This window comes from Streptococcus sp. 27098_8_66 (assembly GCF_041431945.1).
Classification (GTDB): domain Bacteria; phylum Bacillota; class Bacilli; order Lactobacillales; family Streptococcaceae; genus Streptococcus; species Streptococcus dentalis.
Window position 1 is genome coordinate 141271 of the sequence record NZ_JAPVYS010000003.1, and the last position, 26621, is coordinate 167891.

The following is a 26621-nucleotide window of genomic DNA, read 5'->3' on the forward strand; positions in this document are numbered from 1 at the left end:
AAGGCATGACTTCGGTTCAAGAACGCCTCTCTTCATTTCATAATAGTTTGTGTTTTTCTAGTAGTTTTTTGGTCTCTTCTTGTTCAGGTTGACCAAATTGAGCTGCAAGGCGCTCGCTCCAGCTATCTGTTGCACGCGCTCCAGCATAATCTGCCTGAACCTTGTCATAGGCAGTCACAACTGATAGGTCTTGTTCTTGGTATTCTTCTTCAAAAGCAACCTGCTCCAATGGTAAACGTGGTTTCACTGCATGTTGCTGGTTGGGTACTCCGAGAGCAATCCCAAAAACAGGGTAGGTATAATCTGGCAGACGGAAGAGTTCTGCGACTTCCTCTGAACAGTAGCGCAACATGCCGATAATCACTCCACCATAGCCGAGACTTTCAGCTGCCAATAGCGTATTTTGAGCCGCTAGAGCCGCATCCACTGAGGTGATCAGTAAGTTGTCCACCCCTTCAGGATGGAAATCCTGCTCATGAAGTTTGACAGCTTTTTCAGCGCGGTTTAAATCTCCAACAAAGAGGAGAAAGACATCTGATTGGCGAATCGCTTCTTGAGGAAGCAAATCGTAGAGAGCTTCTTTCTTTTCTTTGCTTTTGACCACAATCACAGAATAAGACTGAAAGTTTTTCCAACTTGATGCCATCTGCCCAGCTGATAAAATTTCCTTGAGGTCAGCTTCTTTGATGGTTTCTTCCTTAAAACGGCGAACAGAAAAATGAGATTTCATTAAACGGATGGTTTCATTCATCGGCGATTGACTCCTTCCAAATGGATTTCCTTGGCTAAAAATTTCACGCGCTCCATGACACGTTTGGCCTGCCAGGTTTCATCTCCATTGCGCGAAGCCGCAAAATGACGTTCCAATTCTTCAAAATTAAAGTTAGAAGTAAAGAAGGTTGGGAGATTTTCCTGCATCCGGTGCTGCAAAATCACCTGTAAGATTTCATCTCGTACCCAGGCTGACATCTGTTCCGCACCGATATCATCGAGAATTAAAATTTCGGCTTTTTTCACCTGATCGACGGTTTCTTTGACCAAGCCTGAACTGATGGCATTTTTGACATCGATAGCAAAACTTGGGAAATGTAGTAAGGTGGTAGAGGCCTGGCGTTTTTCTGATAGATCATGAGCCAAAGCTGCCATCATGTAGCTCTTTCCTACTCCAAAATCACCATAGAGGTAGATCCCCTTTTGATATTCAGGATAGTTGGCCACAAAATTAGCTAATTCCTCAAAGGCCACAAATCGTCCCTTATCATCGAGCTCTACCTTAGCTAGACTCGCTTCTTTCAAGGTTGAAGGGAGATTGATCAAGTTGAGACGTTGGTTGATCGCAGCTCGTTTTTGGGCTTCGACTAACTCTGGCGTTTCCTCATAAGCGACATCCGCATAGCCTTCATTCATGGTGAGGATGGGCTTATAACCTTTGGCAATATAATCCGGATCTCCCAATAAGAAACGGTTGCGTTCACTAATGTATTGATTAAATTTTGAAATACTACGTCGAATTTCTTGTTCAGACAAAGACTGGTCCTTGATAAAGGCAGCCACTTCTTGGTCTGCCAAGATCTGTGCGACCAAATCCTCATAGTTAAATTGACGCGCACGGTTCATGTGAGACATGGTTTGACCTACACTTTCCATCTACTCACCTCCTTGATTCAGTTTTTCTAACAGGCGTTGTTTCTCTTTAGCAAGATCCACCTTTTCTGCTTGACTGGTTTGATTTTGATAGTTTGGTTGACTCCACTTGGGAACATTGCTATGCTTGCCCTTGGCTGATGCAGGACTCGTCCCTTTGTTTCCTTGAGCCTTAGCTTGTTCCTGGCGTTCTCGAACTTTTAAAATCGCTAGTTCTGCACTGTTGACCCCTTGATAAGAAAAATCATTTCCTACCTTCAAAGCATACTTTTCATTGAGATTAGCAGACTGGGTCTTATTAAAGGTCAACAATAAGATGATATTGATCACCTCATCTAGTAAGCCTAGATCAGCTAACTTAGATAAAGTCTTGCGTTCGCTCTGCGTAATGGTCGCATTGCGCGCCTTCTTAATCTCCGCTAGAAATTGTAGGCTGGATTTTGCCTTAGCTTCTCTCAGAATGGTTTCTTCCTGACGGCTATAGGACATGCGGGGTTGCTCCTGGCTCGCCTGAGCCAACTTTTGCTTCATTCTCTTTGGAGAGACAATCCGGTCTACAGCTGTTTCTTTGGCTAAAAGATAGGTTTCATACCAGGTCCATTGTTGCTCTTCTGCGATGGCAAAGAGAGATAGAGTCGCTTCTCCTTCATCCGCAAAACGAAGTCCATCACGCCCCATCATTCGCTTAAACATCTCCATATCAAACTGCTGTTTCTTACTTGGAAGAACGGTCGCCTCCCCAGCATCTAGTCCAAAGACTTGCGAGAAGGAAACTTGCCGTCTAGTCCCTAAAGAGCGTGCTGGGAGCAGATCCTCCACGGCCTTTTCCCCAATCTTTTTTTCAAGCAAGCGTTTAAAAACAGCATTCGAAAAAAATTGTTCTGAGGTAAGAGGAGCATGTAACTGGATCGTGATCCCAACCTCTTCCTCATAGAGATCAATCAACCCCATAGCAATTAAACGATCAATGGCGAGAAGCAACTGTGGAAATCCTATATTCAAGTGATTGAGGATTTGAGCAAGCAAATATTGTTTTTCACCCTGATCATAAGAGGCCAGCAGATAACGATAAACTGTTACTGTTTCCGTCTCCAAAATAGGCAGGTAATACTGCTCCAATGCAGCCCCTGCCGGTGGAAGAAGATTATTTTTTAAAAATGCGAAAGGCGTATTGGGCTTCATCTATTTTTCCTTTTTCTTCTTGGTTCCCTTCGTGATTTGCTTCAAGAGGGTCTCTAATTCACCGACATCCTTGAAACTCCGGTAAACACTAGCAAAACGAACATAGGTGATCTCATCCAGATCTGCTAACTCATCCATAACCAACGAACCAATATACTCACTGTAGATTTCATTATCACTTTGGCTGCGGACCTTTTGTTCAATTCGGTTTACAATTTCTTCGATTTCATCACTAGAAACCGGCCGTTTTTGAGCCGATCGGATAATACCATTAAAGATTTTATCACGAGAAAATTGCTCGCGTGTTCCATCCTTTTTGACAACCACTAGAGTCCGTTCTTCTACACGTTCGTAGGTAGTAAAGCGATAATGGCATTCTTCGCATTCCCTGCGACGACGGATGGTATTCCCATCTTCAGCTTGTCGACTATCCACCACACTAGACTTACTTCCACCACATTTTGGACAACGCATTTGCTATCTCCTTAAACTGTTTTAACACTTCATTTTACCATAAATTGAACCGTAAAGAAAGCAGAAGAACAGGAGAATCCCCTATGCCTGCTCCTCTTTGATACATAAAAAAGAGTCGAAGGACGATTGAATAAAATCATTTTCCTTTCGACTCTCCATTTATATTAAAGCGACAACTCAGCTTCTAAGCCATAGTGATCACTGACATGGGGTTTGTTTTGACCATCAAAAATGACATGTAGACACTGGATGTCCCATTCTGGACTTGCAAAGATGTAATCGATCCGCAATGGAACTTGATTGTCCGTCCAGCCATCGATTCCAGGACCTACTGTATAAGTCCCCTTTGTTTCTTTGGCTTCGATAAAGCTATCTTGAAGTTCTAGTGGACTGGATAGAATCGTTTCATACCCTTCTTGACCAGCAGGATTGTTGAAATCACCAGCAAGAATAAAGGGTTTACCTACTTGACTGAAGTACTTCTCAATGCGTGGCCACTCAAATTGGAAACCTTTGTCCCACCAAGAAAGATGGACACTAGCAACAGCAATCTCTTTTCCATCGATACTCGTATGAGCAACGGCCACCCGACGAGTATGGTAGTCCGTTGGATCATCCATATTGGATACCAAAATCTCATCCGCCTTCAATGGTTGACGCGAAAGAATGGCCACCCCCTCATTAAGGTGATCATAGCCGATATGATTGTAGGCCCAAGTCCAATAATAGTGAAGTCCTTGAGCAGCCAACTCTTCTACCAATACGCGAACAAAATGATCCTTGTGAATCGCTACAGCAGAAGGCAAGGCTTGATAAAACTCATCTGTTTCGACTGCTTCTGAGGACATTTCTTGATTGACCTCTTGGAAACAGATCACATCATATTTTGCCTCTAAAATTTGCTCCTTGAGGGTTTCAAATTTTTGCTGGACATTCTCTTCCATCCAGCTATGGGAATTTAATGTTAAAAATTTCATCCCCTGATTTCTCCTTTTTTCTAAATCAAGAAACGGCAAGAGGTCGGGGACACTGCCCCAACCTCTTTTTGCCGTCGTCTCTTATAATTCTACTGTTGCAACTAGCGCATTTGCTGCCAATTTACCAGTATGTTCGACGTTAACTGATTTAATCGCATCTGCATTTGTGAAAACAACAATGGTTGATGTTTCACGCCCTGCTTCACGAATTGCATCAAGGTCTGCTTCTACTAAGAGGTCCCCAGCAGCCACTGTTTGACCTTCAGTAACTTTAACTTCAAATGGTTTTCCTTCAAGACTAACTGTATCTAAACCAATATGAACCAAGACTTCCAAACCATTATCTGTTACCAAACCAAGGGCATGTTTGGTTGGGAAGACGCTTGTAACTTTACCAGCAACTGGTGAAACAATGCGTCCATTATCAGGCTCAACTGCAAATCCGTCTCCCATCATTTTTTGAGAGAAAACTGGGTCTTTCACATCTTCAATATTGATCACTTGACCATCTGCAACTGAGTGCACTTCCTCTGTCACACCTTTAAATGAGGCCTCAGCCTTTTGAACTGCTGTCATTTGGCTAGGAAGTGATTCAGGAATAACTTCTCCTGAATCAAGTACGTCTTGGATATCAGATTTCAAAACGTCAGCTTTTGGTCCATAGATAGCTTGAACTCCTTGTCCTTTCATGACAAGACCCATTGCGCCTTCAGCTTTCCATTGTTCTTCCGTTCCGACTTTTTCAGCATCCTTAACGGTTACACGAAGACGAGTCATACATGCATCAACATCTACGATATTGGCACGTCCACCAAGAAGGTTGATAATGTTGATAACTTGTGAGCTTGCTGAGCTTGTAGCAGCTCCAGCTGTTGCACCATCTCCTGAAGAGGCATCATCATTTTGTTCGTAGTTTCCATTACGTCCTGGAGTCGCATAATTGAATTTCTTAATCATGAAGTTGGCAATGAAGTACATGATTAAGGCAAAGAGAACTGTTACCCATACAAAGTTAAAGACATCTAGTGCCAAACCAGCGTTGATGGCCAGTGGGGTACGGGTCAAGAATTCGATCGAACCGAATGAGTGAACACGAAGGTGAACCACGTCAGCCATTGCAAAGGCAGCACCTTGAACAAAGGCGTAGATCAAGTACAATGGTGTTGCAATGAACATGAACATGTATTCAATTGGTTCTGTAACACCTGTCAAGAAGGTTGCAAGAGCAGTTGCAACAAGCATCCCTTTGTATTTTTCTTTTTTATCTGGGTCCACATTGCGGTAGATAGCCACCACAACCCCCATCAAGATACCAAATGATCCGATCATTTGACCAACTTTGAAACGAGCTGGTACGTATGCTTGAAGCAAGTGTTGATACTGACTAGGATCTGCTTTCTTCAAGTTAACAAGGTCTGTTACCCAAGCTAACCAAAGTGGATCTTGTCCAAATACTGTTGTTCCTTTGGCAGCACCTGTAAGTACTTGGTAGCTACCACCCAATTGAGTATAGTTGATTGGAATGGTCAACATGTGGTGAAGACCAAACGGCAAGAGAAGACGTTCCAAGGTACCGTACAAGAATGGTGCCAATACTGGGGCAGTGGATTGTGAGTTGGCGATCCAAACACCAAATCCATTAATTCCTGATTGAACTACTGGCCACAAGGCTGCCAAAACCAAGGCTGCAAGAGCTGAACGGACGATAACAACGAATGGTACAAAGCGTTTCCCATTGAAGAAAGAAAGGGCTTCTGGGAGTTTACGGTAGTTGTAGTATTTATTGAAGGCTGTTGCTCCAACAAAACCTGAGATAATCCCTACAAATACCCCCATATTCAGAGCTGGTGCTTCAAGAACACTGATAAAGTAGTCCGCAACTTTAATCGATCCACCTAAGATCGTGTGAACGGTAGCATCCTTATCAGCCAACATTGCAGATGTCACTCCAAACACTGCACCTGTAATACGGTTAATCAAGATGAAAGAGAGACCAGCCGCAAAGGCACCCCCAGCACGCTCTTTGGCCCAGCTACCACCGATAGCGAGTGCAAACAGGATGTGAAGGTTACCGATAACCGCCCAACCGATTTGTTCGAGAACCCCACCTGTAATAACAAGTGGAGATAAATTCGGGTTGATCATAGGGATTGATTTCCCGATTGAAATCATCAACCCAGCAGCTGGCATTACAGCGATAACGACCATCAAGGCCTTACCGAACTTTTGCCAGAATTCAAAGCTAAATAAACTTTTGAATGATCCTTTATTCATCATTCAACCTCCTTATATTGTTTAAGGCTTTTGTTTTTAAGAAAACGTTTGCGCTTAATTTATTTCTAGTATACCACATTTTTAAAAAATGTAAAGCCTTTCATCGAATTTTTCTAAAAAAATTTCTTTTTTTTGAACTTTTCCTCGATATTCCGTTCTAGTTTTTTAAAAATCCTCATATTCCCAACGCAAACGATTTCTTTAAAACTAAAAAACATTTGAATCCTTTAAGGATTCAAATGTTTCATTCTAACTCGTCTTGCATGGCATAGCCAATCCCACGAACTGTCTTAATATAGCTTTTTTGACCGGGTAGATCAATTTTCCCACGGAGATAACGGATATAAACGTCAACGATATTAGTCTCACCTGTACTCTCATACTTCCAGACACTTTCCAACAACTGATCTCGTGTCACCACTCCTTTGCTTCCCATCAGAGTTGCTAGGAGATCATACTCTCTGCGGGTCAAACTAATCATGTCTTTTCCACGATAGACGGTATGGTGTTCCACATCAATGCGCAAATTGCGGTATGACGTTGGAATTTTCATCTGGCTACAATGTTGATCAATATAATCACGTCCTCTAAAAATAGCTGTGATCTTATCTACCAAATCGCTGATAATAAAAGGTTTGACCATATAGGAAACAGCAAAGCGCTGAATACTCTCTTTGTGCTCAGCAATTTTTTCGCGGTTATCCAAAACAATCAAAACAGAAGCTGGGCGAATCCGACTGATTTCCTCTGCGAATGTTTCACCAGACATATCTGACAGATCGTAATTAAACAAGATCAGATCATATTTAGTCGCAGCAATCAACGCCAGACCCGCTTTTCCATCCTCGACCACATCAACTTGATACCCCTCTTTTTGAAGTTCCAAATCAATGAAGCGAGCGATTTGCTTCTCATTTTCTACTAGTAGAACTCGTTTGACCATAGAGCAAGATTATTTTTCGTCATACCAAGAATAGTGGAAAGTACCTTCTTTGTCTTTACGTTGGTATGTGTGAGCACCAAAGTAGTCACGTTGTGCTTGGATCAAGTTTGCTGGAAGATCAGCTGAACGGTAGCTATCAAAGTAAGTGATGGCTGCTGAGAAGGTTGGTACTGGTACACCAGCTTGAACAGCAAGAGCTACGATATCACGAACGGATTGTTGGTACTTAGCAGTGACATCCAAGAAGTACTCATCCAATAGAAGGTTAGCAAGATCTGCATCACGGTTGTAAGCATCTGTGATTTTTTGCAAGAAACGAGAACGGATGATACATCCATCGCGCCAGATAGATGCGATGTCCGCAAATGGCAAGTTCCAGTTGTTTTCTTTAGAAGCAACGCGCAATTGCGCAAAACCTTGTGCGTAAGAGATGATTTTTGAGAAGTAAAGGGCTTGACGAATCTTTTCGATCAACTCAGCCTTGTCTCCTTCAAATTTGAATGCAGCTGGTTTTGGAAGAACCTTGCTAGCATGTACACGTTCTTCTTTGTAGGCAGAGATGTAACGGGCAAATACTGACTCAGTGATGAGTGACAATGGCACACCAAGGTCAAGCGCTGATTGGCTAGTCCATTTACCAGTTCCTTTGTTTCCTGCAGCGTCCAAGATGTAGTCTACGATTGGTCCATCTTGACCTTCGTCGTCTTTACGTTTCAAGATATCCGCAGTGATTTCGATCAAGTAGCTGTCCAATTCACCCTTGTTCCATTCAGTGAAGATTTCAGCCATGTCTTCTGCAGAAAGTCCAAGCAAGTGTTGCATGAGATCATAGCTTTCTGCGATCAATTGCATATCACCGTACTCGATCCCGTTGTGGACCATTTTCACGTAGTGACCAGCTCCATCAGGACCGATGTATGTCACACATGGTTTTCCATCTTCAGGCGCTTTTGCAGAGATTTCTTCAAGAACGTCAGCTACCAAGTCATATGCTTCTTTTTGTCCACCAGGCATGATAGAAGGACCTTCAAGGGCACCTTTTTCACCACCAGATACACCTGTACCGATAAAGTTAATCCCTGAGTTCGCCAACTCTTCGTTACGACGGATGGTATCTTTATAGAAAGTGTTTCCTCCGTCGATCAAGATGTCACCTTTATCCAAGTGTGGAAGAAGGGCTTGGATAGTTGCGTCTGTACCAGGTCCTGCTTGAACCATGAGCATGATACGACGTGGTTTTTCGATTGAGTTTACGAAGCTTTCGATATCATAGCTTGGCACAAAGTTTTTATCAGGATGGCAAGCAATTACATCTTCTGTTTTTTCTTTACTACGGTTATAAATGGCAACTGTGTAGCCACGAGATTCGATATTAAGGGCAAGGTTACGACCCATTACGGCCATACCAACAACACCAAAGTTTGCTTTAGTCATGTGACACTCCTCTTTATAGTTTGCCTTTATTCTACCATTTTTCCTCCTCAAAAGAAAGCAGAAAATAGCTTCCCACCTTCTCTAAGAGGGAGAAGATCATGCAAATCATTTGATCTTAAAAACAAAAGTGCCCGAGAAACAGTTCTCAGACACTTCTTGATGAATGGCATTAATCTTCTTTAGAAGCTAACTCCTCCGCTTCAATGACCGGTTGTTCTCCTTCTTTGAGTTTGTTGACCGTCATATTGACCCCAAGAGCTCCTGCTAGCAATTGACGAATATCAAATCCAGCTCCTTGAGAGACTTGGTCGATACTTTGCATAATATCGCCCACCATCTTAGAAGCATTGCCTTCGCCATACATCGTGATCTTATCCACCTTGGTTAATGGTTCAGCGACAGCACGCGCAATTTCAGGCAACTTATCAACGACCATTTCAGTAATGGCTGCTTCTTGCATTTTCTTCATCGCTTCGGCCTTTTGGTCCAAACCTTTAGCTTCGGCTTCCAATTTCAAACGAATCGCCTCTGCCTCTGCACGACCTTTGGCTTCGATAGCTTCAGCCTCTTGCAGTTGAGCAAATTTCTCAGCTTCGGCTTGGGCTTTCCGAGCTTCGGCTTCTTTTTGTGTTTCGAAGAGTTCTGCTTCTGCCTTGCGTTGGCGTTCGATCAATTCTGCTTCTGCAGCTTGTTGACGCGCATATTTTTCAGCTTCGGCTTGTTTGCGGATGTTGGCATCCAATTCTTGCTCACGGACCTTAACTTCGCGCTCTTTGACTTCCGCTTCTTTTTCTTGTTTCATGATATTGGCTTCAGCTGCCACGCGCTCTTGTTCACGACGTTGCACTTCTGCCTCAATCCCTTTAGCAGCATCTGCCTTGGCTTGGGCAATATCTGCTTCTTGCTTGAGGGCTGCTTGTTTGAGTTTTAATTCGTTTTGTTTTTGCGCAATTTCAAGATCGGCTGCGACACGTTTGTCGTTGGCCAATTTATCTTGTTCTGCTTCGACTTCCTTGCGTTCGCGTTCTGCTTTGGCTTTGGCAATCAAGGCATCTTTCTTAATGGTTTCAACATTTTCAATCCCGAGGTTATCGATGACTCCCCCTTCATCAGAGAAGGATTGAACCGTAAAGGCGATGACTTCTAGACCCATTTTGGCCAAGTCTGGCGCTACGTTGTCTTGCACTTTTGAGGCAAACTCTTGACGGTCATTGACCATCTTACGTAGTTCCATCTGACCGATCACTTCCCGCAGGTTTCCTTCCAAGACATCTTGGACAGAGTTGGAAATATCTGTCGTATTCCAGTTCAAGAAGTTTTCTGCAGCCCGGGCAATCATTTCATCGGTTGTACCAATTTTTAATTTAACAGCTGCATCGGCACGGACGTTAATGAAGTCCAATGTTGGGACTGCTTCTGACGTCCGAACATCTGTCGAGAATTGCTCAATATCAAGATAAGAGCGTTGTTCGACAAAGGGAATCATAAAACCAGCTTTCCCGCGTAAGTGGCGTTGCTTCCGAAGACCTGTAATGACCACGACTTCGTTGGGTTTTGCATTCACATAGCCTTTAACAAGCAAGATCAAAATAATAACCGCAGCTATTAGGCTAGTTATCAACCAACCTGGAATAAATAAAGTATCCATACTTTTTCTCCTTTTTTAGAGGTCTCCCCTCTGTTGTTTATAAATCCTAGTATATCAAAAGAAGTCTTTTCCTCAAAGAAAAGACCTCTATTCTTGGTTTAAATGTTATAAAATCAACACATAGGCTATTTTTTGTCGAATAAACCTTGTAGTCCTGCAAAAGGACTGTTTTCTTCTTTCTTGATCGCTTGAGCGGCTTGGTATTCTTCTTCGGATAAGATTTTCCAATCATTGCCTTCGATAAAACCTTGTCCAGCCTCCTCTTCTGGAGTGAGAACCTTGAGAGGAATATTGAGCAGAATATTATCCGCTACACTCTCACTCAGGTCAATCTTCCCACCTTCGATTGGTAGGATCAAGTCCTCCTCTAGGGCCTCGATATCTGCGTCAGACTGTACATCCTCCGCAAATACCTCTGTTACAGGATATCTCTCTTGAAGCTCAACAGGCTCCATACTTCGGCTAGATGCCAAAACGATGGTGTAGCTCAACTGATAATCCAAGATATAGAGGCCTGTATCATAGGCTACTCGTCCTGTCGCTGTCACATTCTTTAAATCAAGAATTTCTGGATTACGCTTTTGCAATTCTTTGAGCAAATCCAACTCTTGATCAAAGGCTAGTCCTTCAGGATTTTTACGGATTTCTTGTGTAAATAGGTTCATTTTTTTGTCCTCAAATCTTCTAGATACTACTAGTATATCATGAAGCTGCCCCTCAACCAAGAAGTCTCCTCAAAAATTTGTTATAATCATGAAAAAAGATACAGAGACTAGGCTAATTGGTGTTGTACACAAGGTCCCACCATCTCTTGGACAAAAGAGGTTAACTTGCTAGGGCATTGAGCAATGTTAGATAGAGGAGAAGTCATGAAAGAAATCGGAGCTGTTTTTCGACAAATACGTGAAAGTCGCCACATCTCTTTAGAGGAGGCTACAGGGGGAGAATTTTCGCGCTCTATGCTGTCGCGATTTGAAAGAGGAGAAAATGACCTAACCACGCAACGGTTTTTTCAGGCCCTTCAACAGATCAAAACAAGTCTCAGTGAGTTCTCTCATCTAGCAGGGATCGATCAGCACTCTTTTATCCCCAAATTGTTGAAAGAGCACTATGAAAACATGAGCTTGGAACACGACCAAGACTTGTACCAAAGCTACCAGCAAGCCTACCAGAAAGATCACAAAAAAGAAGACTTCTTAGCCAGCATTATTCTCAAAGCCAAAATACTTGGCTTATATCCTGAGGTAGAGTTGGCTGCTATCCAAGAGGAACTAGATTTCCTCTATGACTACCTATTCTCTGTCATGGTCTGGGGAAATTTTGAGTTAAGCCTATTTTCACTAACCTCTCCTCTTTTCTCTAGTCAGCTCTATCGACAATACACAGAGGAGTTGGTTCAACGGGAGGACTTTAAGCTTCTCCTAGACTCTTCTCGTCCTGCCCTTAACTCTATTTTTCTCAATGGTTTCTTTCTGGCCATTAGTTCAAATGAATTTGAAGATGCATCTTATTTTGACCAACTAATTAACGACCACTTTTACTCTGAAAACGAAGCCTACCTTCGGACGGTTTATCTCTTCGCCAAAGGAGAATTTCTCTATCGAAAGGGAGAGAAAGAAATTGGTCTTGAAAAGATGGAGCAGGCCATTCAGGTCCTATCCATTCTTGATTGCAAGGACAGCACCAACTACTACAAACAAAGCATGCAAGAACTCATCAAGAAATCCTGAAAAACTCACAGATCAATTCTGTGAGTTTTCTTGTTGAAAATATGCAACATTTATTTTTTCTTGTTTTTGAGGTCTACAATAGGATCATCAAGCAAAGAAAGAAGGTCCCTTCCATGATGACCAAACTAAAAAGATACTTACTTCATTTGTTTCTTAAGCATACCAGCGTCTACCTAAAAGATCAGAAACTTCTTCTCTCTGAAAAGGAGAAGTTGGACCTCTTCAAACAGATCTTTCGATCCATCAAACAAGTCCTACAAACTAATCACGCGAAGGAGGAAGGCTCATGAAACTCTTAGCTCGTAATAAAATTTTTGCCATACTTAGTCTTTCTCGCTTTTTGAATACCCTTGGCGCTGCCATCTACAATCTGGTCTTTGTGGTCTTTGCTGCCAGTATGCCACAACCGAGCTTAGCAGTTGGCATTGCCAATCTCATTGTATTTATTCCTAGCCTCTTTACCATTTTTGTCGGGATGAAGGCTGACCGCACGAAGAAAAAAGCTAACTGGTTGATCCGCATTGGCTATCTTCAAGCCATCCTCTTCATCCTTATTGCTCTCATGACCAAGATTCCGGGTTACCTAGCCTTTTCGATTGTTTGCTTCTTAAACATTGTTTCAGATTGTTTGAGTGATTATCGCGGAGGCTTGCAACTCCCTATCATGAAAAAGAACATCCCCGACGAGGATTTGATGGAGGCCTATTCCTTCAACCAACTACTTAGTATGGTCTGCTCGATTTCTGGACAAGCCCTAGGGGTTTGGCTGCTAGCCATCAGCCATCAACATTTTGCTCTGGTCGCTTCAATCAATGCGCTGGCTTTTCTCCTGTCTTCCACTTGTCTCCTGATGAGAAAAAAGCAGCTGATACATGATCCCGTCATTGAGCCCAAAAGTAAGAATTCTTTGGTACACGAATGCCAAGAGATGTACCAGAACGCCAAAAGTATTTTTGCAGATGAGGATGTCCACCACTTTGGCAAGTTGCTCTTCTCATTGGTTCTCATCAATGCCCTAGGAGGATCCATCTCTGGTATCTACAATTTGCAACTGCTTCACTCCCCCTTCTTTCAGTTGAGCTTTAGCCAATCCCTCTTGATCTTAGAGGCAGTGACTATTTTAAGCATGGTCTGGGCTAGCCTGACACCCCACGATTATTTTTCCAAGCAATCGCTCCACTATACCCTCCTGTGGATCACAGGTGGGCTGACCATGCTTGGGCTCACAAATATTCTGGTACACTGGGACATTCTTTCTCTTCTACTCATCACTTTCCTTGGTTATCTTGTAGCAAAAATTAACCCAAAAGTTTCCAGTCTTTTAATGAGCAAATTACCCGCTGAAAAATTAGCTTCTACCTCTAGCTTTTTGGGATTGATGGTCAGCTTTGCTATGCCACTTGGGACAGTTCTCTTTTCTAGTCTAGCTATCTGGAGCCTTCCCCTAGCGTGGGGAATCTTTGCCATCCTTGGTTTCACTACCCTCCTCTTAACAACCAAATAAAAAAACCACCGTTTGGTGGATTGAGATTGAGGACAAAGTCATCTTAAAAACTTTCCTTAGGTGAGGACGGACGTCAGCGAACTTCGAAGAAGTTCCATGACTAATTATTGAGCCTAAGGTCTCAATAATTCCGAGTGCCTGAAACTAAATAGCTTCAGGCACTTTTCTCACGGCGGAAAGTTTCAATAGATGAGTTAATAATTCTAAAGAATAAATTTCTTTTATTTGTATAGAATTTATTAGATTTATAAAGAAAAACAGTTTTCCTACACTCTCAATCCTGCTAATGATGGATTTACTTTACATGTTTCTTAATCTTTCAACCCGCTCAGCTATGGGTGGGTGGGTATAAAAGAGCTTTTGAAAGCCGGATTCTTTTTTTGGATCGTTGATAAAGAGAGCACTGCTCGCATCATCGACATGTCGTTGCATTGGTTCGCTATTGTCTAGCTTTAACAGAGCATTGATCATCCCTTGAGGATTCCGCGTCAATTCAACACTTGAAGCGTCTGCTAGGAACTCCCGTTGACGAGAAATGGCTAACTGGACCAAGGTCGCTGCTAATGGCGCTAAAACGATGGTAAGCAGGGAAAGAATCAACATAACAATCTCTAAACCACTGCTACCTTCTCGATCATCGTCCCGGTTACGACCACCGCCCCACCACATCATCCGGCCACCAATGCTAGAAAGCATCGTAATGGCACTGGCAAGGGCAACTGCAATCGTCGAGATGCGAATATCGTAATTGCGAATGTGGCTGACTTCGTGTCCGATAACTCCCTCCAATTCCTCACGGTTCATCACAGCTAGAAGGCCTGTTGTCGCTGCAACAGCTGCATTTTGAGGATTAGACCCTGTCGCAAATGCATTCATCGAAGGATCATCCACAATATAGACCCGAGGCATGGGGATCTGAGCTACCATAGCCATATCTTGTACAATATGGTAGAGTTGAGGGGCTTGCTCTTCCGTCACCTCACGCGCTCCGTTCATCCGCATGACAACTTCGGTTGATTGGAAAATCATGCTAAAAGCATAAATCCCACCAATAATCAAAGCAAGGATGATGCCACCAAGGGAGGAACCTAACCAGAGGTAGCCAACGGCTGCTCCGATGAGAGCCAAGAGTATGAAAAAAGCAATAAGGAGAATCCAGGTTCTCCTTTTATTGCTTGCAATTTGGTCAAAGAGCATATTAGTCTCCTAATCCGCTAAAGTCCACCTTTGGTACTGCTTTTTCTTCTTCAGGCACTTGAAGGAATTCGGCTTGTTTGAAGCCAAACATTCCAGCAATCACATTTGTTGGGAAAGTTTCCAATTTCACATTGTAGTTGCTTGTGACACTGTTGTACAATTGACGAGCATAAGAAATTTTATTTTCTGTGTTAGTCAATTCTTCTTGCAATTGCATGAAGTTAGTGTTAGCTTTCAAGTCTGGGTAGTTTTCGGCAACCGCAAAGATGCCTGCTACTTGACGTGAAAGAGCATCACTGGCTGCCATCGCTTCTGCCGGTGAAGTAGCTTGAGCCACTTGTTGGCGAAGTTGAGTTACTTTTGCTAGTGTATCTCCTTCGTACTTGGCATAGCCTTTAACGGTTTCGATCAAGTTTGGAATCAAGTCATTCCGACGTTTCAATTGCACATCAATTTGACTCCAAGCTTCGCGAGTTTGCATCCGGCTTTTCACCAAACCGTTGTAAACTCCTACTACAATCAACACAAGGACCACAATGATCCCAAGAATAATCCAAATCATTTTATTGAATTCCTTTCATTTCTTTCTACCAGTATATCAAATTTCCCTTATTTTGTGGTAAAATAATAGCATGAAACCAGAAGAATTTTATGCCCGTTTAGCCGATCTCGGCTTCCCATTAACTGATCGCCAAAAAGAGCAATACGAACGGTATTTTGAGCTCCTCGTTGAATGGAATGAAAAGATTAATCTTACTGCCATCACCGAAAAAGACGAAGTCTATCTCAAGCATTTTTATGATTCTATCGCACCCATTTTACAGGGTTTGATCGAAAACCAACCCATCCGTCTCTTGGATATCGGAGCTGGCGCCGGCTTTCCGAGTCTGCCAATGAAGATTCTTTTCCCTGAGCTGGATGTGACTATCATTGATTCCCTTAATAAGCGGATCAATTTCCTTCACTTGCTGGCTGAAGAGTTAGGTTTGAGCGGAGTTCATTTCTACCATGGACGTGCGGAGGACTTTGCGCAAGACAAGGCATTTCGTGCCCAATTTGATATCGTAACTGCCCGCGCGGTTGCCCGCATGCAGGTCCTCTCTGAACTGACCATCCCTTACCTGAAAGTAGGAGGACGGCTACTCGCTCTCAAGGCCAGCAATGCTCCAGAAGAGTTGGAAGAAGCCAAAAATGCCCTCAATCTGCTCTTTAGCAAGGTTGAAGACAATCTACAATATGAATTGCCAAATGGGGATCCACGCTATATCACTGTTGTCGAAAAGAAAAAAGAAACCCCCAATAAATACCCAAGAAAAGCAGGCATGCCAAATAAGCGCCCATTGTAGTAAGATACAAAGGGCTAAGCGGATAAAGTCAAATAAGAGGCTGGGACAAAAGTCCTAGCCTCTCAATTATTTTTGGATTGTCAAGCAAGACGCAGTGGTTGAGTGGGCTCTACTACGCTGATTTCATCAGCTTTTACAGCCCTACTCAACTGTGCGGAGGTGGGACGACGAAATCGAATTCTAACGAATTACCGATTTCTGTCCCACTCTCTTTTTTATTTTTGTTTCAATTCTGTTCGTAGGGCTTCTTGTTGCTCTTTTGTCAGATGAACGCCCTTACTCGCAACAATCTGACTAGAGACTTTGTTGGCAAATCTTAAGGCTTGCGTCATATCTAAACCTTCTAAACGAGCGGATATGAAAGCTCCCACATGGCTATCTCCAGCACCTACTGTGTCGACGACTTCTGTTGGAAAACCGTCTGCCTCATACCAGTTGCCATCATAGGCAACCGCTCCGTTTTCACCCAAGGTGACAATGACTAATTGTCCCGTTCTCTGGTACAAGTGTTCGATGGCTGGCTGGATCTCTCTACACCCTGAAAAAGCCAGTGCTTCAGCCTCATTAACATGGAGAATTGGATGCAGATCATAAATTGCTTCCAGTCGATACTTTGGAATCAAGAGTCCGCGTGGCCCTGGTGCGAAAATCACCTGGCCTTGTAGTTGCGAAACAGACTGAACCAATGCAAGACCGGTTGGCTCCTCGACTTCAAGGCCACACAAGTAGATGTAATCAAATCGATCTGTCTCGATCTCTTTTAGCCACTCTGCTTGGAAGCTATACTCCACTCCGTGGTCCGATAAGAAGGTCCGCTCACCATCAGACTCTACAAAGCAGTAACAGCAACCATTGGCCCCTTCTAATGAGATGCTAGAGGAAATCCCTAATTGTTTCAGCTCTCTCCGAATAAAATCACCATACATCCCAGAACCGACTGGCGAGACAAACTGGTAGGGTTGCGACAAAAAATGAAGGATATTAACGACATTAAAGGCACAACCTCCCACAGACCATTGCTGGTGATCAATATGGGCATCTCCTTCACGACTCGGCAAACGATCCAAGTAAATCATCACATCACAAACTGTAGAACCAATAATTAAGGCAGCTGTCATCTTTTTCTCCTTACTTTGCCTTCTATTATACCAGAGGAAAGATAAAAAACAATCAACCCCTTGTGGAGTGGTTGCTTCTCTTTTTAATCACGATAAACGGGTTGAGGACCAAAGGTTTGGGAAACCGGCATGATTTCAATCCGATTGACATTGACATGCTTGGGCTGTTGGATCAACCAAGCTACGGTGTTGGCAATGTCTTCAGGCTGAATGGCATGGGCATCACGATAGAGGGCTTCTACCCGTTTTTCATCCCCTTTAAAGCGAACAGAAGAGAACTCTGTTCCTTCGCAAAGACCGGGTTCAATATTGCTGACACGAATTTTCTTACCAGCTAGATCTGCCCGAAGATTGAGGGAGAATTGCTTGACAAAAGCCTTGGATGCCCCGTAAACATTGGCCCCTGGATAAGGTACAGTTCCTGCTGTAGAGCCCAAATTGATAATATAGCCATCATTTCGTTCCACCATCTGGGGCAAGATTTTCCTTGTCAGATAGGTCAAGCCGACAATATTGGTCTGAATCATGGTCAGCCAGTCTGCGACCTCTGCTTCATAAGCTGGGGCGAGGCCTAGGGCCAAGCCAGCATTATTGACCAAAACATCCACTCTCTCCCAAGCTTTTGGCAAACTGGCAAGTGCATGATCTACCTGAGAAAGATCCGTCACATCCATTTGCAGGGGATAAAAGGATTCTCCCAACTCTTCGTGAAGAGCCTGTAATTTATCGATGCGTCTAGCTGATCCGATCACACGGTATCCATCTGTTACTAAGCGACGGCAGATTGCTTGACCAAAACCAGCTGAAGCTCCTGTTACTAAAATCGTTTCTGACATGTCATTACCTCCATGGATTGTAAAAACGTCCCTGATTGAGAAAGAACCATCAGGTTCTGTCTCGACTTAGAATCTAGATGAAACAATCCTATCTTGCAAAATTACTTCTTGTATTGGAAGGAAAAATCCTTCAGTTCAATCATTGCTTCTTTCATTTAGTTTGCCTTTTCCCAAAAGAGCGCAAATTGGATGGCTAACTCCGCGATTCGATCCTTGCTATCTAAATCCTCATGACTAGATAAGGTTCGGATATCCCATTTTTCTTCCGAGAGGTGGTCTGCTGCGTAGAAGAAATGGCAGAGCTCAAAGCCCCTATAAGCTGCTAAGGCGGCCACTGCCGAACATTCCATATCCACACAGATGGCTCCCGCTTCCTTTCGTCGCTTCATCTTGTCGATGGTTTCCCGGTAGGGTGCATCTGTCGTCCACACTTTTCCTGACTGATAGGAAACCTTGTGGCTTTCCAGAAAGGCTTGGAAGAGAGGAAGGGTTTTCTTGTTTACTTCCACTTCATCACTAGCTGGAAGATAGTGGTAACTGGTCCCCTCGTCGCGAAGAGCAGCTGTTGGAATGATGATGGATGTTGCTTCGATATCTCGATCTAAAACCCCACAAGTCCCAAAAAGAACGAGTTTTTCCATCCCAAATTGAATCAGGTCCTCTATAATCCCCACACAAGAAGCAGCCCCAACTGGTGCATTAAAGGCACCAATCTGTTGATCTCCGATAGTGATCCCATAGACCAAGACTTCAAAATTAGCCATGGAGGTTCTTGCAATGACCTCATGGTCATAATTCTCAAGGAGGCGCGCAAACGTTACTCTTGAAAAGCAAGAGATGACTACTTTAGGAAATCCTTCAATTGGTTGGTGTAAGTCTTGTGGATTGATAATCGCCTGTCGATTGGCATCAAATTCTTCTAACAGCATTTCGTGCACCTCTTTCATTCTACTTCTAGGCCCCTATTATACCACAATTAGCCTAGTCATTGGTTTTTGATCAAAGGAAGAAGCATAAAAAAAGAACTGCTCCCAGACGTTAGATTTTTCGGATCAAATGTCTGAGGGACAGTTCACTTCGATATTGTTACTTGTTTTCCAATTGCGCTAATTCTAGCAACCGTTCTTTGGACAATTTTTTAATTTCAATTTGACTAGCATCTAGCAACTGGAATTCATCTGGCTCTAGCGCTGCCAGTAGATTCTTCAGTGCAAGAGAACCAATTGGATGGTAGTTTTCTGGCTTATCCGGATCTCCATCGATCTCAACCAATAGAACTCGCCAATCACTGATACCCGCTAAGCCCACAATTTCTACATATTCTGCAGGAACATGTGGCACGCTTGGCAAGACCGTATCCGTATCTTCTGTCAAGCTATAGCTGGCTAAAAAGGCTCCTGTCTCCTCCTGTTGATAAAAACGGACTTGACTGAAATAAGCTGCACTATATTGAATCTTCTTGATAAAGGCAGAGTAAGCTTCTAGTGGATGGACATGGTTCAAGACTTCCTGCACTGTATCCCGATCCAAATAGACTGGATGAGCGAAGCCTTGTACTTCAAACTCTTTTAGATCTTTTTCTTTCGTCACATTACCCAGCGTTTCTAGGATAACGACTTCATAATCAAAATGGAAAATAGAATCTGGAGTATAGCTCACGCCGTCGCTGGCCACAATCTCCGTTCCTAGTACTTCTGCGAGGCGACTAAGCCATCGCAGGGCCAACTGCCAATCTTCTTCTATCGCAAAAGAGGGCACCTGAATCTGATAAGACTCTTCCTCATCAAAATAGCGTAACTGCAGAGGAAGACCGCTCTTACCAAATACGATACAGTTCAAGCCTTCAAAATCATTTAAGGGACGATGAAGGGTGGCAGAATCATAGTTGTAGGTTGTCAACCCTTCCACTAATTTAAGAACTTCCTGTGCTGCGAGTACTTTCTGATAGCCAAATAAGCTCTTTTTATTTTTGATTGAAAACACGATACTCATTTGTTTTCTCCTTTGTGAAATCGCTTACCTAAAGTATAGCACAATTTTCAATCAATTTCCATATAAAAACAGTCTGAGCTTTCAGACTGTTTGTTTCCATTATGCAGGTGCTCCATCAAGCGTCTCACCGATAACCGCTAAACGCTCACGAACTTCTGCTTGTGACAAGTTGTGTTCTTCGACATAACGATTGCGAGGATGAACCCGGCACTCATGCGAACATCCGCGAAGATACTTGTCTTCGTTCTCTTCTGATGTCAAGATACGACGGTTACAGAAAGGATTTCCACAGTTTACATAGCGTTCGCACGGTGTGCCATCAAACCAATCTTTTCCGACGATGGTTGGATTGACATGATTGACATCGACTGCAATACGCTCATCAAAGACGTACATTTTCCCATCCCACAGCTCGCCTTGAACTTCTGGGTCTTTTCCGTAAGTGGCGATTCCTCCATGCAATTGGCCAACATCTTTGTAGCCTTCACGAACCATCCAACCAGAGAATTTCTCACAACGGACTCCACCTGTACAGTAAACAACGACACGTTTATCCATGAATTTTTCCTTGTTATCACGAACCCATTGTGGCAACTCGCGGAAATTGCGGATGTCTGGGCGGATAGCACCACGGAAATGACCTAGGTCATACTCGTAGTCGTTACGAGTATCAAGGACAACTGTATCTTCGTCTAGAAGAGCTTCTTTGAATTCTTTTGGTGACAAGTAAGCACCTGTTGTTTCAAGAGGATTGATGTCGTTATCAAAGTTATCATCCTCTAAACCAAGGTGAACAATTTCCTTTTTGTAGCGAACAAACATCTTCTTGAAGGCTTGCTCACTTTCTTCATCAATCTTGAACCAGAGGTCTTCCATACCTGGAAGGCTGTGAACGTAGTCCATGTATTTTTGCGTTGTTTCGTAGTCACCAGAAACAGTTCCGTTGATCCCTTCGTCAGCGACTAGGATACGACCTTTAAGACCGATTGATTTACAGAAAGCCAAGTGATCTGCCGCAAATTGTTCTGCGTTTTCGATTGGAACATATTTATAGTAAAGTAATACACGAATAGGTTTTGCCATGTCATTCTCTTTTCTAAGATTAAATTATCAGAATTTTTCATTCAACTATACCAGTATACTCTCCCAAGAAAACGAATGCAATTTATTTGACTGAAAAATAAAAGCCTGGTTTCCCAGACTTTTATACGACGAAACCAGGATTCCAACTTCCTACTCTTCCTTTCCCAACTGATCTAGATAGGCTTCATAGCGTTTTTTCTCAACTTTTGCAAGAAGCATCACAAGGGTATTCACTCCCCATACAATTGGAAGATTCAGTAAGAAGGTAATAGGAAGTACTAGTAAGAATTTTGAATGAAAAGGATTGGACTGATAAACAGCTTGGTTTAATTGAAAATTTTGAGCCCAGATGAACAAGGAGAGAATAGAGGTTACTGCTACAATTCCCGTCACATTTAGATAACTATAACTGATAAATTTCACACCCAATCGTTGACAACGAACCGAATAATACAATCCTGAGACGATGAGTAAGGCTACCACCATGATTGGACTGAGCCCTACCTTAGATGTAAAAATGGATCCTACACTAAAAACAGTTAAGGCAAGGAAAAGAAAACCAGCTGTTTCAGCACCAGCCTTATGAGCTAAGCCTTCTTCTCGTTCATCTATGATTTGTTTGTTCAGCAATTGTAATCTCATTGCTTTCTCCTTATTCTTCATCCTCTAACTCTGCCTCTATCTTCTCTTGTTTTTTCCGATTGATAAAAGCAAGTGGTTTTTCAAGCAGGTCTGTCAGGATCGCAAAGACGAGAATTTCTAATAAAATTTTGACCAGATACTTGGGACTGAGTATAAAGCTCGTTGCTTCTCGCTTTCCAATCACATCCATAGCTGTCACAAGCACAGCAAAGAATAGGCCTGACCCAAGGCGACTCAACCAGCTATCTTTCTCTAACATATCTCGGATATCAATCCCTGAACTGATTCTTCTTAGCAGAGCATAAGTCCCCATGGCAACCAGAAGGAACATCTCAGGTAGATAGGCTACTAGGTCTAAGTCCAGGATACTTGCTTTCACAAAGGCGGATACGGCTATAAAAAAGGTCGTCCCAAGGACAAGTTCTCCTGCAATTTTTCCATCAAGTAGCATGGTCCGTTCATCTTTTACAATTGGTTCTTTCTTTTGTTTCATATGTTTCCTCTTTCTATTATTAAAACTGTTACTCCCAGAACAGTTGATCTAGCGTCTTATCCAAGGTCTTACAGATGGCAAGGCAGAGACTGAGGGTTGGGTTATACTTTCCCGCCTCAATCAGACCGATGGTCTGGCGCGTCACTCCAATGGCATCTGCAAGATCCCCCTGGGTCATATCATGCTCGACCCGGGCCATTTTTAATTTGAGATTTTTCGCCACATGATTTTCCTTTCTTGTTTTTATAGCTCTATTATACACTATATTTTCTATTTTGCAATATATATCTTTCATTTTGTAAAAAATATTTTTTACAAAACAAAAAAAGCCTGGTTTCCCAGGTTTTCTTAGTTTCCTCTTCTTTTTATTAGTAATGGCTGTAGGATGTTAGATAATCCCCATCCTATACCAGCACCTAGTAAGACCGTGAAGATAAACCAAGTGATGGTCGCTAGATCTGGTGATACCATCACCCGATTGACATAGTCTATCGATTTGCCACGATCCAGTAAAGACATGCGGTAACTGGCTGGATAGAACCACATCATAAGAATGGGCCCTGTCGTCGCAAAGGCAAAAATGACAAAAGACAAAGCATTTCGTAAATTCGAGCGAAAACGACCACTTGAGGCGACCATTTCCGCAAAACTTCCGGCGATCAAGGATGGAAAAAAGGCTCCTGCCCCGTGACGCGAAAAGAGGAAGAAGGATCCGATCACGCAGCCAACTATAAAGATAGATCCAACTCCTTTTATTTTTTCTAGATAATAGCGGTAGATAGTCCCGCCAAACAAGGCTGAAAAGGCAGGAGCATAAAACATATTTCCTTGATGATCGACCAGATTTCCAACTAAGACCCCCAGTCCAATCGCAAGAAAATAGAGGAAGACGAAGGCCCCAACTTGTTTTATTTGATTCACATTTATTCTATTCATTGGATACTGATCCTAACGATGGCTAATTTTCTTCGAAAGGAAGTCCCCGATAAATTGGACCAGAACGATCAGAATCAGGATCAATAGGGTCGCCACAAAGATGACATCATTGTTAAACATGTTTTTCCCGTAGTTGATGGCCAAGGTTCCTAATCCTCCAGCTCCAACGGCACCCGCCATGGCGGTTTCTCCAATCAAGGAAATGATGGTCACTGTTGTCACACGGATCAAATCAGGAAGCCCTTCACGTAGGTAGACTCCAACAATATCCCAGAAGGTTGCCCCACTGGCTTGTGCTGCTTCAATCACGCCTCCATCCAACTCGGACAAGACTACTTGGACTTGGCGGGCAAAGAATGGAAAGACAGCCAAAGATAGCGGAACAAGGGCTGCTGTAGGACCGATGGTATTTTTCAAGAGCAAGTAGGTCAAAGGATTAATAAAGGCCAACAAGATAATGAAAGGAATGGCGCGGAACAAGGAAGTAATCTTATCCAAAATATGGAAGACAATTCTATTTTCGATGACACCACCTGGACGGGTCAAGACTAATAAAAGCCCTGTCACCAAACCTAAAAATCCACCAATAATGAAGGAAATAACGGTCATATAAAGAGTCAAGTAAATAGCGGTTCCCCATCCATACTGGCCAGACCACCCTAATTTATAGACATTTGGTAAATATGTTTGAATTAACTGGATCATGCTTTTCTCCCATCTTTTACAATAGTCACGGAAACTCCTGCATTTTCTAACTCAGCTTTGGCCGTTTCCAGATTTTGATTTTCACCTGATAAGATGACCACCAATTCTCCAACAGGCGTGTTATCAAGGATTTCGATGTTCCCAAATAAAATGTTGGCAGAAACTTGGTACTGTTTGTAAATATCATTGATGATGGCTGTATCTGTCACAGAACCCGCATATTTGAGATGCGCTAAAATCGAATCATCTGGCAAATTCTTCACAATAGCCTGTTGGTTGATTTTCACCATGGCTTCATCGATTCCTGTTGCAACAGAAATAAAGTCTTGCGTCAAAGCATTTTTCGGATTCGAGAAGATATCTAAAACAGACCCTTCTTCAATCAGTTCGCCATTTTGCATGACAGCTACCCGGTTGGCAATATCTTTGACAATTTGCATCTCATGCGTGATCAAGACAATGGTTAAACCAAGTTTTTTGTTCAATTCTTGCAACAAAGCTAGAATTTGTTTGGTCGTCTTTGGATCCAAGGCTGAAGTTGACTCATCTGAGATCAAAATTTTTGGATCGTTGGCAAGGGCACGCGCAATCGCTACCCGTTGCTTTTGACCACCAGACAATTGTGCAGGGTAATTTTCTGCACGGTCAGATAGACCAACCAATTCCAACAATTTCGCTACTTTCTCATTCTTTTGTTCTTTGTTTAATTTAGAATGTTTAAGAGCAAAGGCTACATTTTCTGCGACAGTCATTTGAGCCATCAAATTAAAGTGTTGGAAAATCATTCCGATATCCCGACGTTTCTCCCGAAGGGCAGCCGGTTTTAGGGTCACCTGATCTTGATAAATCACATCTCCATCCACAGTAATGGTTCCGGCGCTAGGCACTTGCAAGAGATTGATCACCCGAACCAAGGTCGATTTCCCGGCTCCAGAATACCCTACAATCCCATAGATATCACCTTCATTAATATGAATGGTCACATCTTTGACGGCTTGGATCTGACGTTTCTTTTGCTGGAAGGTCACATCAATGTGGTCCAGCTGAATCATTGCTTTACTCATAACTTGCTATTAACTCCTTTATCAATTCAATATGGGTGTAATAATCGGCGATTTTCACATTTTCGTCGCCCCCATGATCACGGCTATTGGCATTGCCAATTCCAAAGGCTGCCATCGGTACCTGCAAAGCCTCAAAGACCGTATTCATTGGCCCTGTCCCCGCTGTTGTTGGAAGAACCGAGACTCCTTCTCTATAGAAATCTTTGGCCAACCGAATGACATTTAAAATAGATGGGGCACTCATATCACTTCGGTAACTTTTTTCACCGAGAGTATAGACCAATTCGACCTGATCATAACCGTTCTTCTTCAATTGTTGCTGGATCTTTTCTAAGACATCTTTGGGATCTAGACCTGGAACCAAACGAACCTCCATCTTGGCACGTGCCTCTGCCGGAAGAATCGTTTTAACACCTTGTCCTTGGTAACCAGAGCCAAAACCTTCAATATTCAGGGCTGGTTCAAAATAGAAACGGCGCAGGAATTCTTTTCGGTCTTCCTTCAAAATTGGGAGGGTTAGACCATAGGTTTCCGCTACATCTTCTGGTCCTTTGTTGGCATATTGCTCGATCAAAGCTAGCTCGCGTTCATTGGGTTCTTGGATCTGATCATAAATCCCATCCACCAAGATTTGGCCTTCTTTGTCACGAAGACTGGCGATGGCATTTAACAAATACCAAGAAGCAGAGTCCACCACACCGCCATAGCTGGAATGAATATCCACTTCTGCACTCTTCACCACCATATCAAAGGTGACGATCCCCTTGCTACCACCGGAAATTTCCAACTGACCCTGATTATTTCGGGTACCTTGTTCCCAGACTAAGAGGTCTGCCCCACGCAAGTGTTTCTTGTGTTTGGCCAAGTATTTATCCAAGTCAGTCGATGCAGACTCCTCTGCCCCTTCGATGATAAAAGTGATATTGACTGGCAAATCGCCACTTTCACGAATGTATTTACGAAGAGCTGTGAGACGAGCCGTGATATGCCCCTTGTCATCATCAACCCCTCGACCGTACATGGTCCCATAATGAACTGATAAGGTAAAAGGGTCTCCCGTCCAAGGTTGGTCTCCATCAGCTGGTACCGTATCATAGTGGTTATAAAAAATGATGGTTTTAGCTTCAGGATTTGGCGAGAAAAATTTGGCAATCACAAAAGGTGCTGTATAGCTATCATCAACTTCGACTTTGGCTCCTGCAGCTGTAAAAATTTCCCCCAAATAGTTGGCTACTTCCTTGAGACCAACTTGTTGGGCAAAGATGGATTTTTTTGAAATCAAGGTTCGCAACACTTCAAAATAATGTTGTGCGACCTCATCATTTTCAAATTTACGGATTTGTTCCGCTTCTGTTGCAAAAGGCATGCATTCCTCCTAATACACGATAAGAGGTAGAGA

The 26621-nt window shown here is 42.9% G+C and carries 27 protein-coding genes; 3 read left to right on the forward strand and 24 right to left on the reverse strand.

Features of this window, described 5'->3' with window-relative positions:
• Positions 1-37: 37 nt before the first annotated feature.
• From O3642_RS03985 to O3642_RS04030, 10 genes are all read right to left on the reverse strand, one after another.
• Positions 38-751, reverse strand: a complete 714-nt coding sequence (locus tag O3642_RS03985; RefSeq protein ID WP_003013196.1) for a nitroreductase family protein — start codon at positions 749-751, stop codon at positions 38-40.
• On the reverse strand, positions 748-1647 hold the full coding sequence (gene dnaI / locus O3642_RS03990) for a primosomal protein DnaI (protein ID WP_003005027.1): 900 nt from the start codon (positions 1645-1647) through the stop codon (positions 748-750). Before dnaI ends, O3642_RS03985 begins: the two co-directional genes overlap by 4 nt.
• Positions 1648-2826, reverse strand: a complete 1179-nt coding sequence (locus O3642_RS03995) for a DNA helicase (protein WP_371605448.1) — start codon at positions 2824-2826, stop codon at positions 1648-1650.
• Entirely contained in the window at positions 2827-3300 is a 474-nt protein-coding gene (nrdR, locus tag O3642_RS04000) for a transcriptional regulator NrdR (RefSeq protein ID WP_151378694.1), read from the reverse strand. It abuts the gene before it with no gap.
• Between the two features lie 164 nt (positions 3301-3464).
• Entirely contained in the window at positions 3465-4277 is an 813-nt protein-coding gene (locus tag O3642_RS04005) for an endonuclease/exonuclease/phosphatase family protein (protein ID WP_371605449.1), read from the reverse strand.
• Between the two features lie 81 nt (positions 4278-4358).
• Positions 4359-6554 carry a PTS transporter subunit IIBC gene (locus O3642_RS04010; protein ID WP_371605450.1) on the reverse strand — a complete coding sequence of 732 codons (2196 nt, stop codon included), beginning with the start codon at positions 6552-6554 and terminating at the stop codon, positions 4359-4361.
• A 241-nt stretch (positions 6555-6795) separates the two neighbouring features.
• On the reverse strand, positions 6796-7494 hold the full coding sequence (locus O3642_RS04015) for a response regulator transcription factor (protein WP_151378696.1): 699 nt from the start codon (positions 7492-7494) through the stop codon (positions 6796-6798).
• 9 nt (positions 7495-7503) lie between these two features.
• Positions 7504-8928: an NADP-dependent phosphogluconate dehydrogenase gene (gene gndA, locus O3642_RS04020; RefSeq protein ID WP_003004949.1), complete on the reverse strand. Its 1425-nt coding sequence runs from the start codon at positions 8926-8928 to the stop codon at positions 7504-7506.
• Positions 8929-9097: 169 nt separating this feature from the next.
• The gene (locus tag O3642_RS04025; RefSeq protein WP_003013389.1) at positions 9098-10576 is read right to left on the reverse strand and encodes a flotillin family protein; all 1479 of its coding nucleotides are present in this window, start codon (positions 10574-10576) and stop codon (positions 9098-9100) included.
• 125 nt (positions 10577-10701) lie between these two features.
• On the reverse strand, positions 10702-11241 hold the full coding sequence (locus tag O3642_RS04030; RefSeq protein WP_371605451.1) for a DUF177 domain-containing protein: 540 nt from the start codon (positions 11239-11241) through the stop codon (positions 10702-10704).
• A 204-nt stretch (positions 11242-11445) separates the two neighbouring features.
• On the opposite strand from O3642_RS04030, the gene O3642_RS04035 reads away from it, so the two are divergent.
• Together O3642_RS04035 and O3642_RS04040 are read left to right on the forward strand one after the other, a co-directional pair.
• On the forward strand, positions 11446-12306 hold the full coding sequence (locus O3642_RS04035) for a transcriptional regulator (protein WP_371605452.1): 861 nt from the start codon (positions 11446-11448) through the stop codon (positions 12304-12306).
• Between the two features lie 286 nt (positions 12307-12592).
• Positions 12593-13810, forward strand: a complete 1218-nt coding sequence (locus tag O3642_RS04040; RefSeq protein ID WP_342986408.1) for an MFS transporter — start codon at positions 12593-12595, stop codon at positions 13808-13810.
• A gap of 300 nt (positions 13811-14110) precedes the next feature.
• Here the strand turns inward: O3642_RS04040 and htpX are convergent, their stop codons facing one another.
• Together htpX and O3642_RS04050 are read right to left on the reverse strand one after the other, a co-directional pair.
• A complete protein-coding gene (gene htpX / locus O3642_RS04045) occupies positions 14111-15007 on the reverse strand; it encodes a zinc metalloprotease HtpX (RefSeq protein WP_342986409.1) in 897 nt (298 codons plus the stop codon).
• A gap of 1 nt (position 15008) precedes the next feature.
• Positions 15009-15569 (reverse strand): LemA family protein, encoded by a 561-nt coding sequence (locus tag O3642_RS04050; protein WP_233331231.1) that lies wholly within the window; start codon positions 15567-15569, stop codon positions 15009-15011.
• Between the two features lie 70 nt (positions 15570-15639).
• Here O3642_RS04050 and rsmG point away from each other — a divergent pair, with 70 nt between their 5' ends.
• Positions 15640-16353, forward strand: coding sequence for a 16S rRNA (guanine(527)-N(7))-methyltransferase RsmG (gene rsmG, locus O3642_RS04055; protein WP_371605453.1), 714 nt, complete (start codon positions 15640-15642; stop codon positions 16351-16353).
• Between the two features lie 215 nt (positions 16354-16568).
• Here the strand turns inward: rsmG and O3642_RS04060 are convergent, their stop codons facing one another.
• The 12 genes from O3642_RS04060 to O3642_RS04115 form a co-directional block, all read right to left on the reverse strand.
• Entirely contained in the window at positions 16569-17471 is a 903-nt protein-coding gene (locus O3642_RS04060; RefSeq protein ID WP_371605454.1) for a carbohydrate kinase family protein, read from the reverse strand.
• 83 nt (positions 17472-17554) lie between these two features.
• The gene (locus O3642_RS04065; protein ID WP_003005723.1) at positions 17555-18307 is read right to left on the reverse strand and encodes an SDR family oxidoreductase; all 753 of its coding nucleotides are present in this window, start codon (positions 18305-18307) and stop codon (positions 17555-17557) included.
• 155 nt (positions 18308-18462) lie between these two features.
• Positions 18463-19236, reverse strand: coding sequence for a nucleoside phosphorylase (locus O3642_RS04070; protein WP_003005471.1), 774 nt, complete (start codon positions 19234-19236; stop codon positions 18463-18465).
• Positions 19237-19393: 157 nt separating this feature from the next.
• Positions 19394-20299 (reverse strand): DUF4299 family protein, encoded by a 906-nt coding sequence (locus O3642_RS04075; protein ID WP_371605455.1) that lies wholly within the window; start codon positions 20297-20299, stop codon positions 19394-19396.
• A 99-nt stretch (positions 20300-20398) separates the two neighbouring features.
• Positions 20399-21382 (reverse strand): rhodanese-related sulfurtransferase, encoded by a 984-nt coding sequence (locus O3642_RS04080; RefSeq protein ID WP_342986414.1) that lies wholly within the window; start codon positions 21380-21382, stop codon positions 20399-20401.
• Between the two features lie 150 nt (positions 21383-21532).
• Entirely contained in the window at positions 21533-22024 is a 492-nt protein-coding gene (locus O3642_RS04085; RefSeq protein WP_371605456.1) for a DUF6773 family protein, read from the reverse strand.
• Positions 22025-22034: 10 nt separating this feature from the next.
• Positions 22035-22517, reverse strand: a complete 483-nt coding sequence (locus tag O3642_RS04090) for a DUF6773 family protein (protein ID WP_320911225.1) — start codon at positions 22515-22517, stop codon at positions 22035-22037.
• 28 nt (positions 22518-22545) lie between these two features.
• The gene (locus O3642_RS04095) at positions 22546-22740 is read right to left on the reverse strand and encodes a helix-turn-helix transcriptional regulator (RefSeq protein WP_003005328.1); all 195 of its coding nucleotides are present in this window, start codon (positions 22738-22740) and stop codon (positions 22546-22548) included.
• 125 nt (positions 22741-22865) lie between these two features.
• Entirely contained in the window at positions 22866-23453 is a 588-nt protein-coding gene (locus O3642_RS04100) for an MptD family putative ECF transporter S component (RefSeq protein ID WP_320911224.1), read from the reverse strand.
• A 12-nt stretch (positions 23454-23465) separates the two neighbouring features.
• Complete coding sequence (locus tag O3642_RS04105; RefSeq protein WP_003005708.1) at positions 23466-24158, reverse strand: methionine ABC transporter permease; 693 nt, start codon at positions 24156-24158, stop codon at positions 23466-23468.
• Complete coding sequence (locus O3642_RS04110; protein WP_037606946.1) at positions 24155-25222, reverse strand: methionine ABC transporter ATP-binding protein; 1068 nt, start codon at positions 25220-25222, stop codon at positions 24155-24157. Before O3642_RS04110 ends, O3642_RS04105 begins: the two co-directional genes overlap by 4 nt.
• The gene (locus O3642_RS04115; protein ID WP_371605457.1) at positions 25215-26588 is read right to left on the reverse strand and encodes a M20/M25/M40 family metallo-hydrolase; all 1374 of its coding nucleotides are present in this window, start codon (positions 26586-26588) and stop codon (positions 25215-25217) included. Before O3642_RS04115 ends, O3642_RS04110 begins: the two co-directional genes overlap by 8 nt.
• Between the last annotated feature and the right edge of the window lie 33 nt (positions 26589-26621).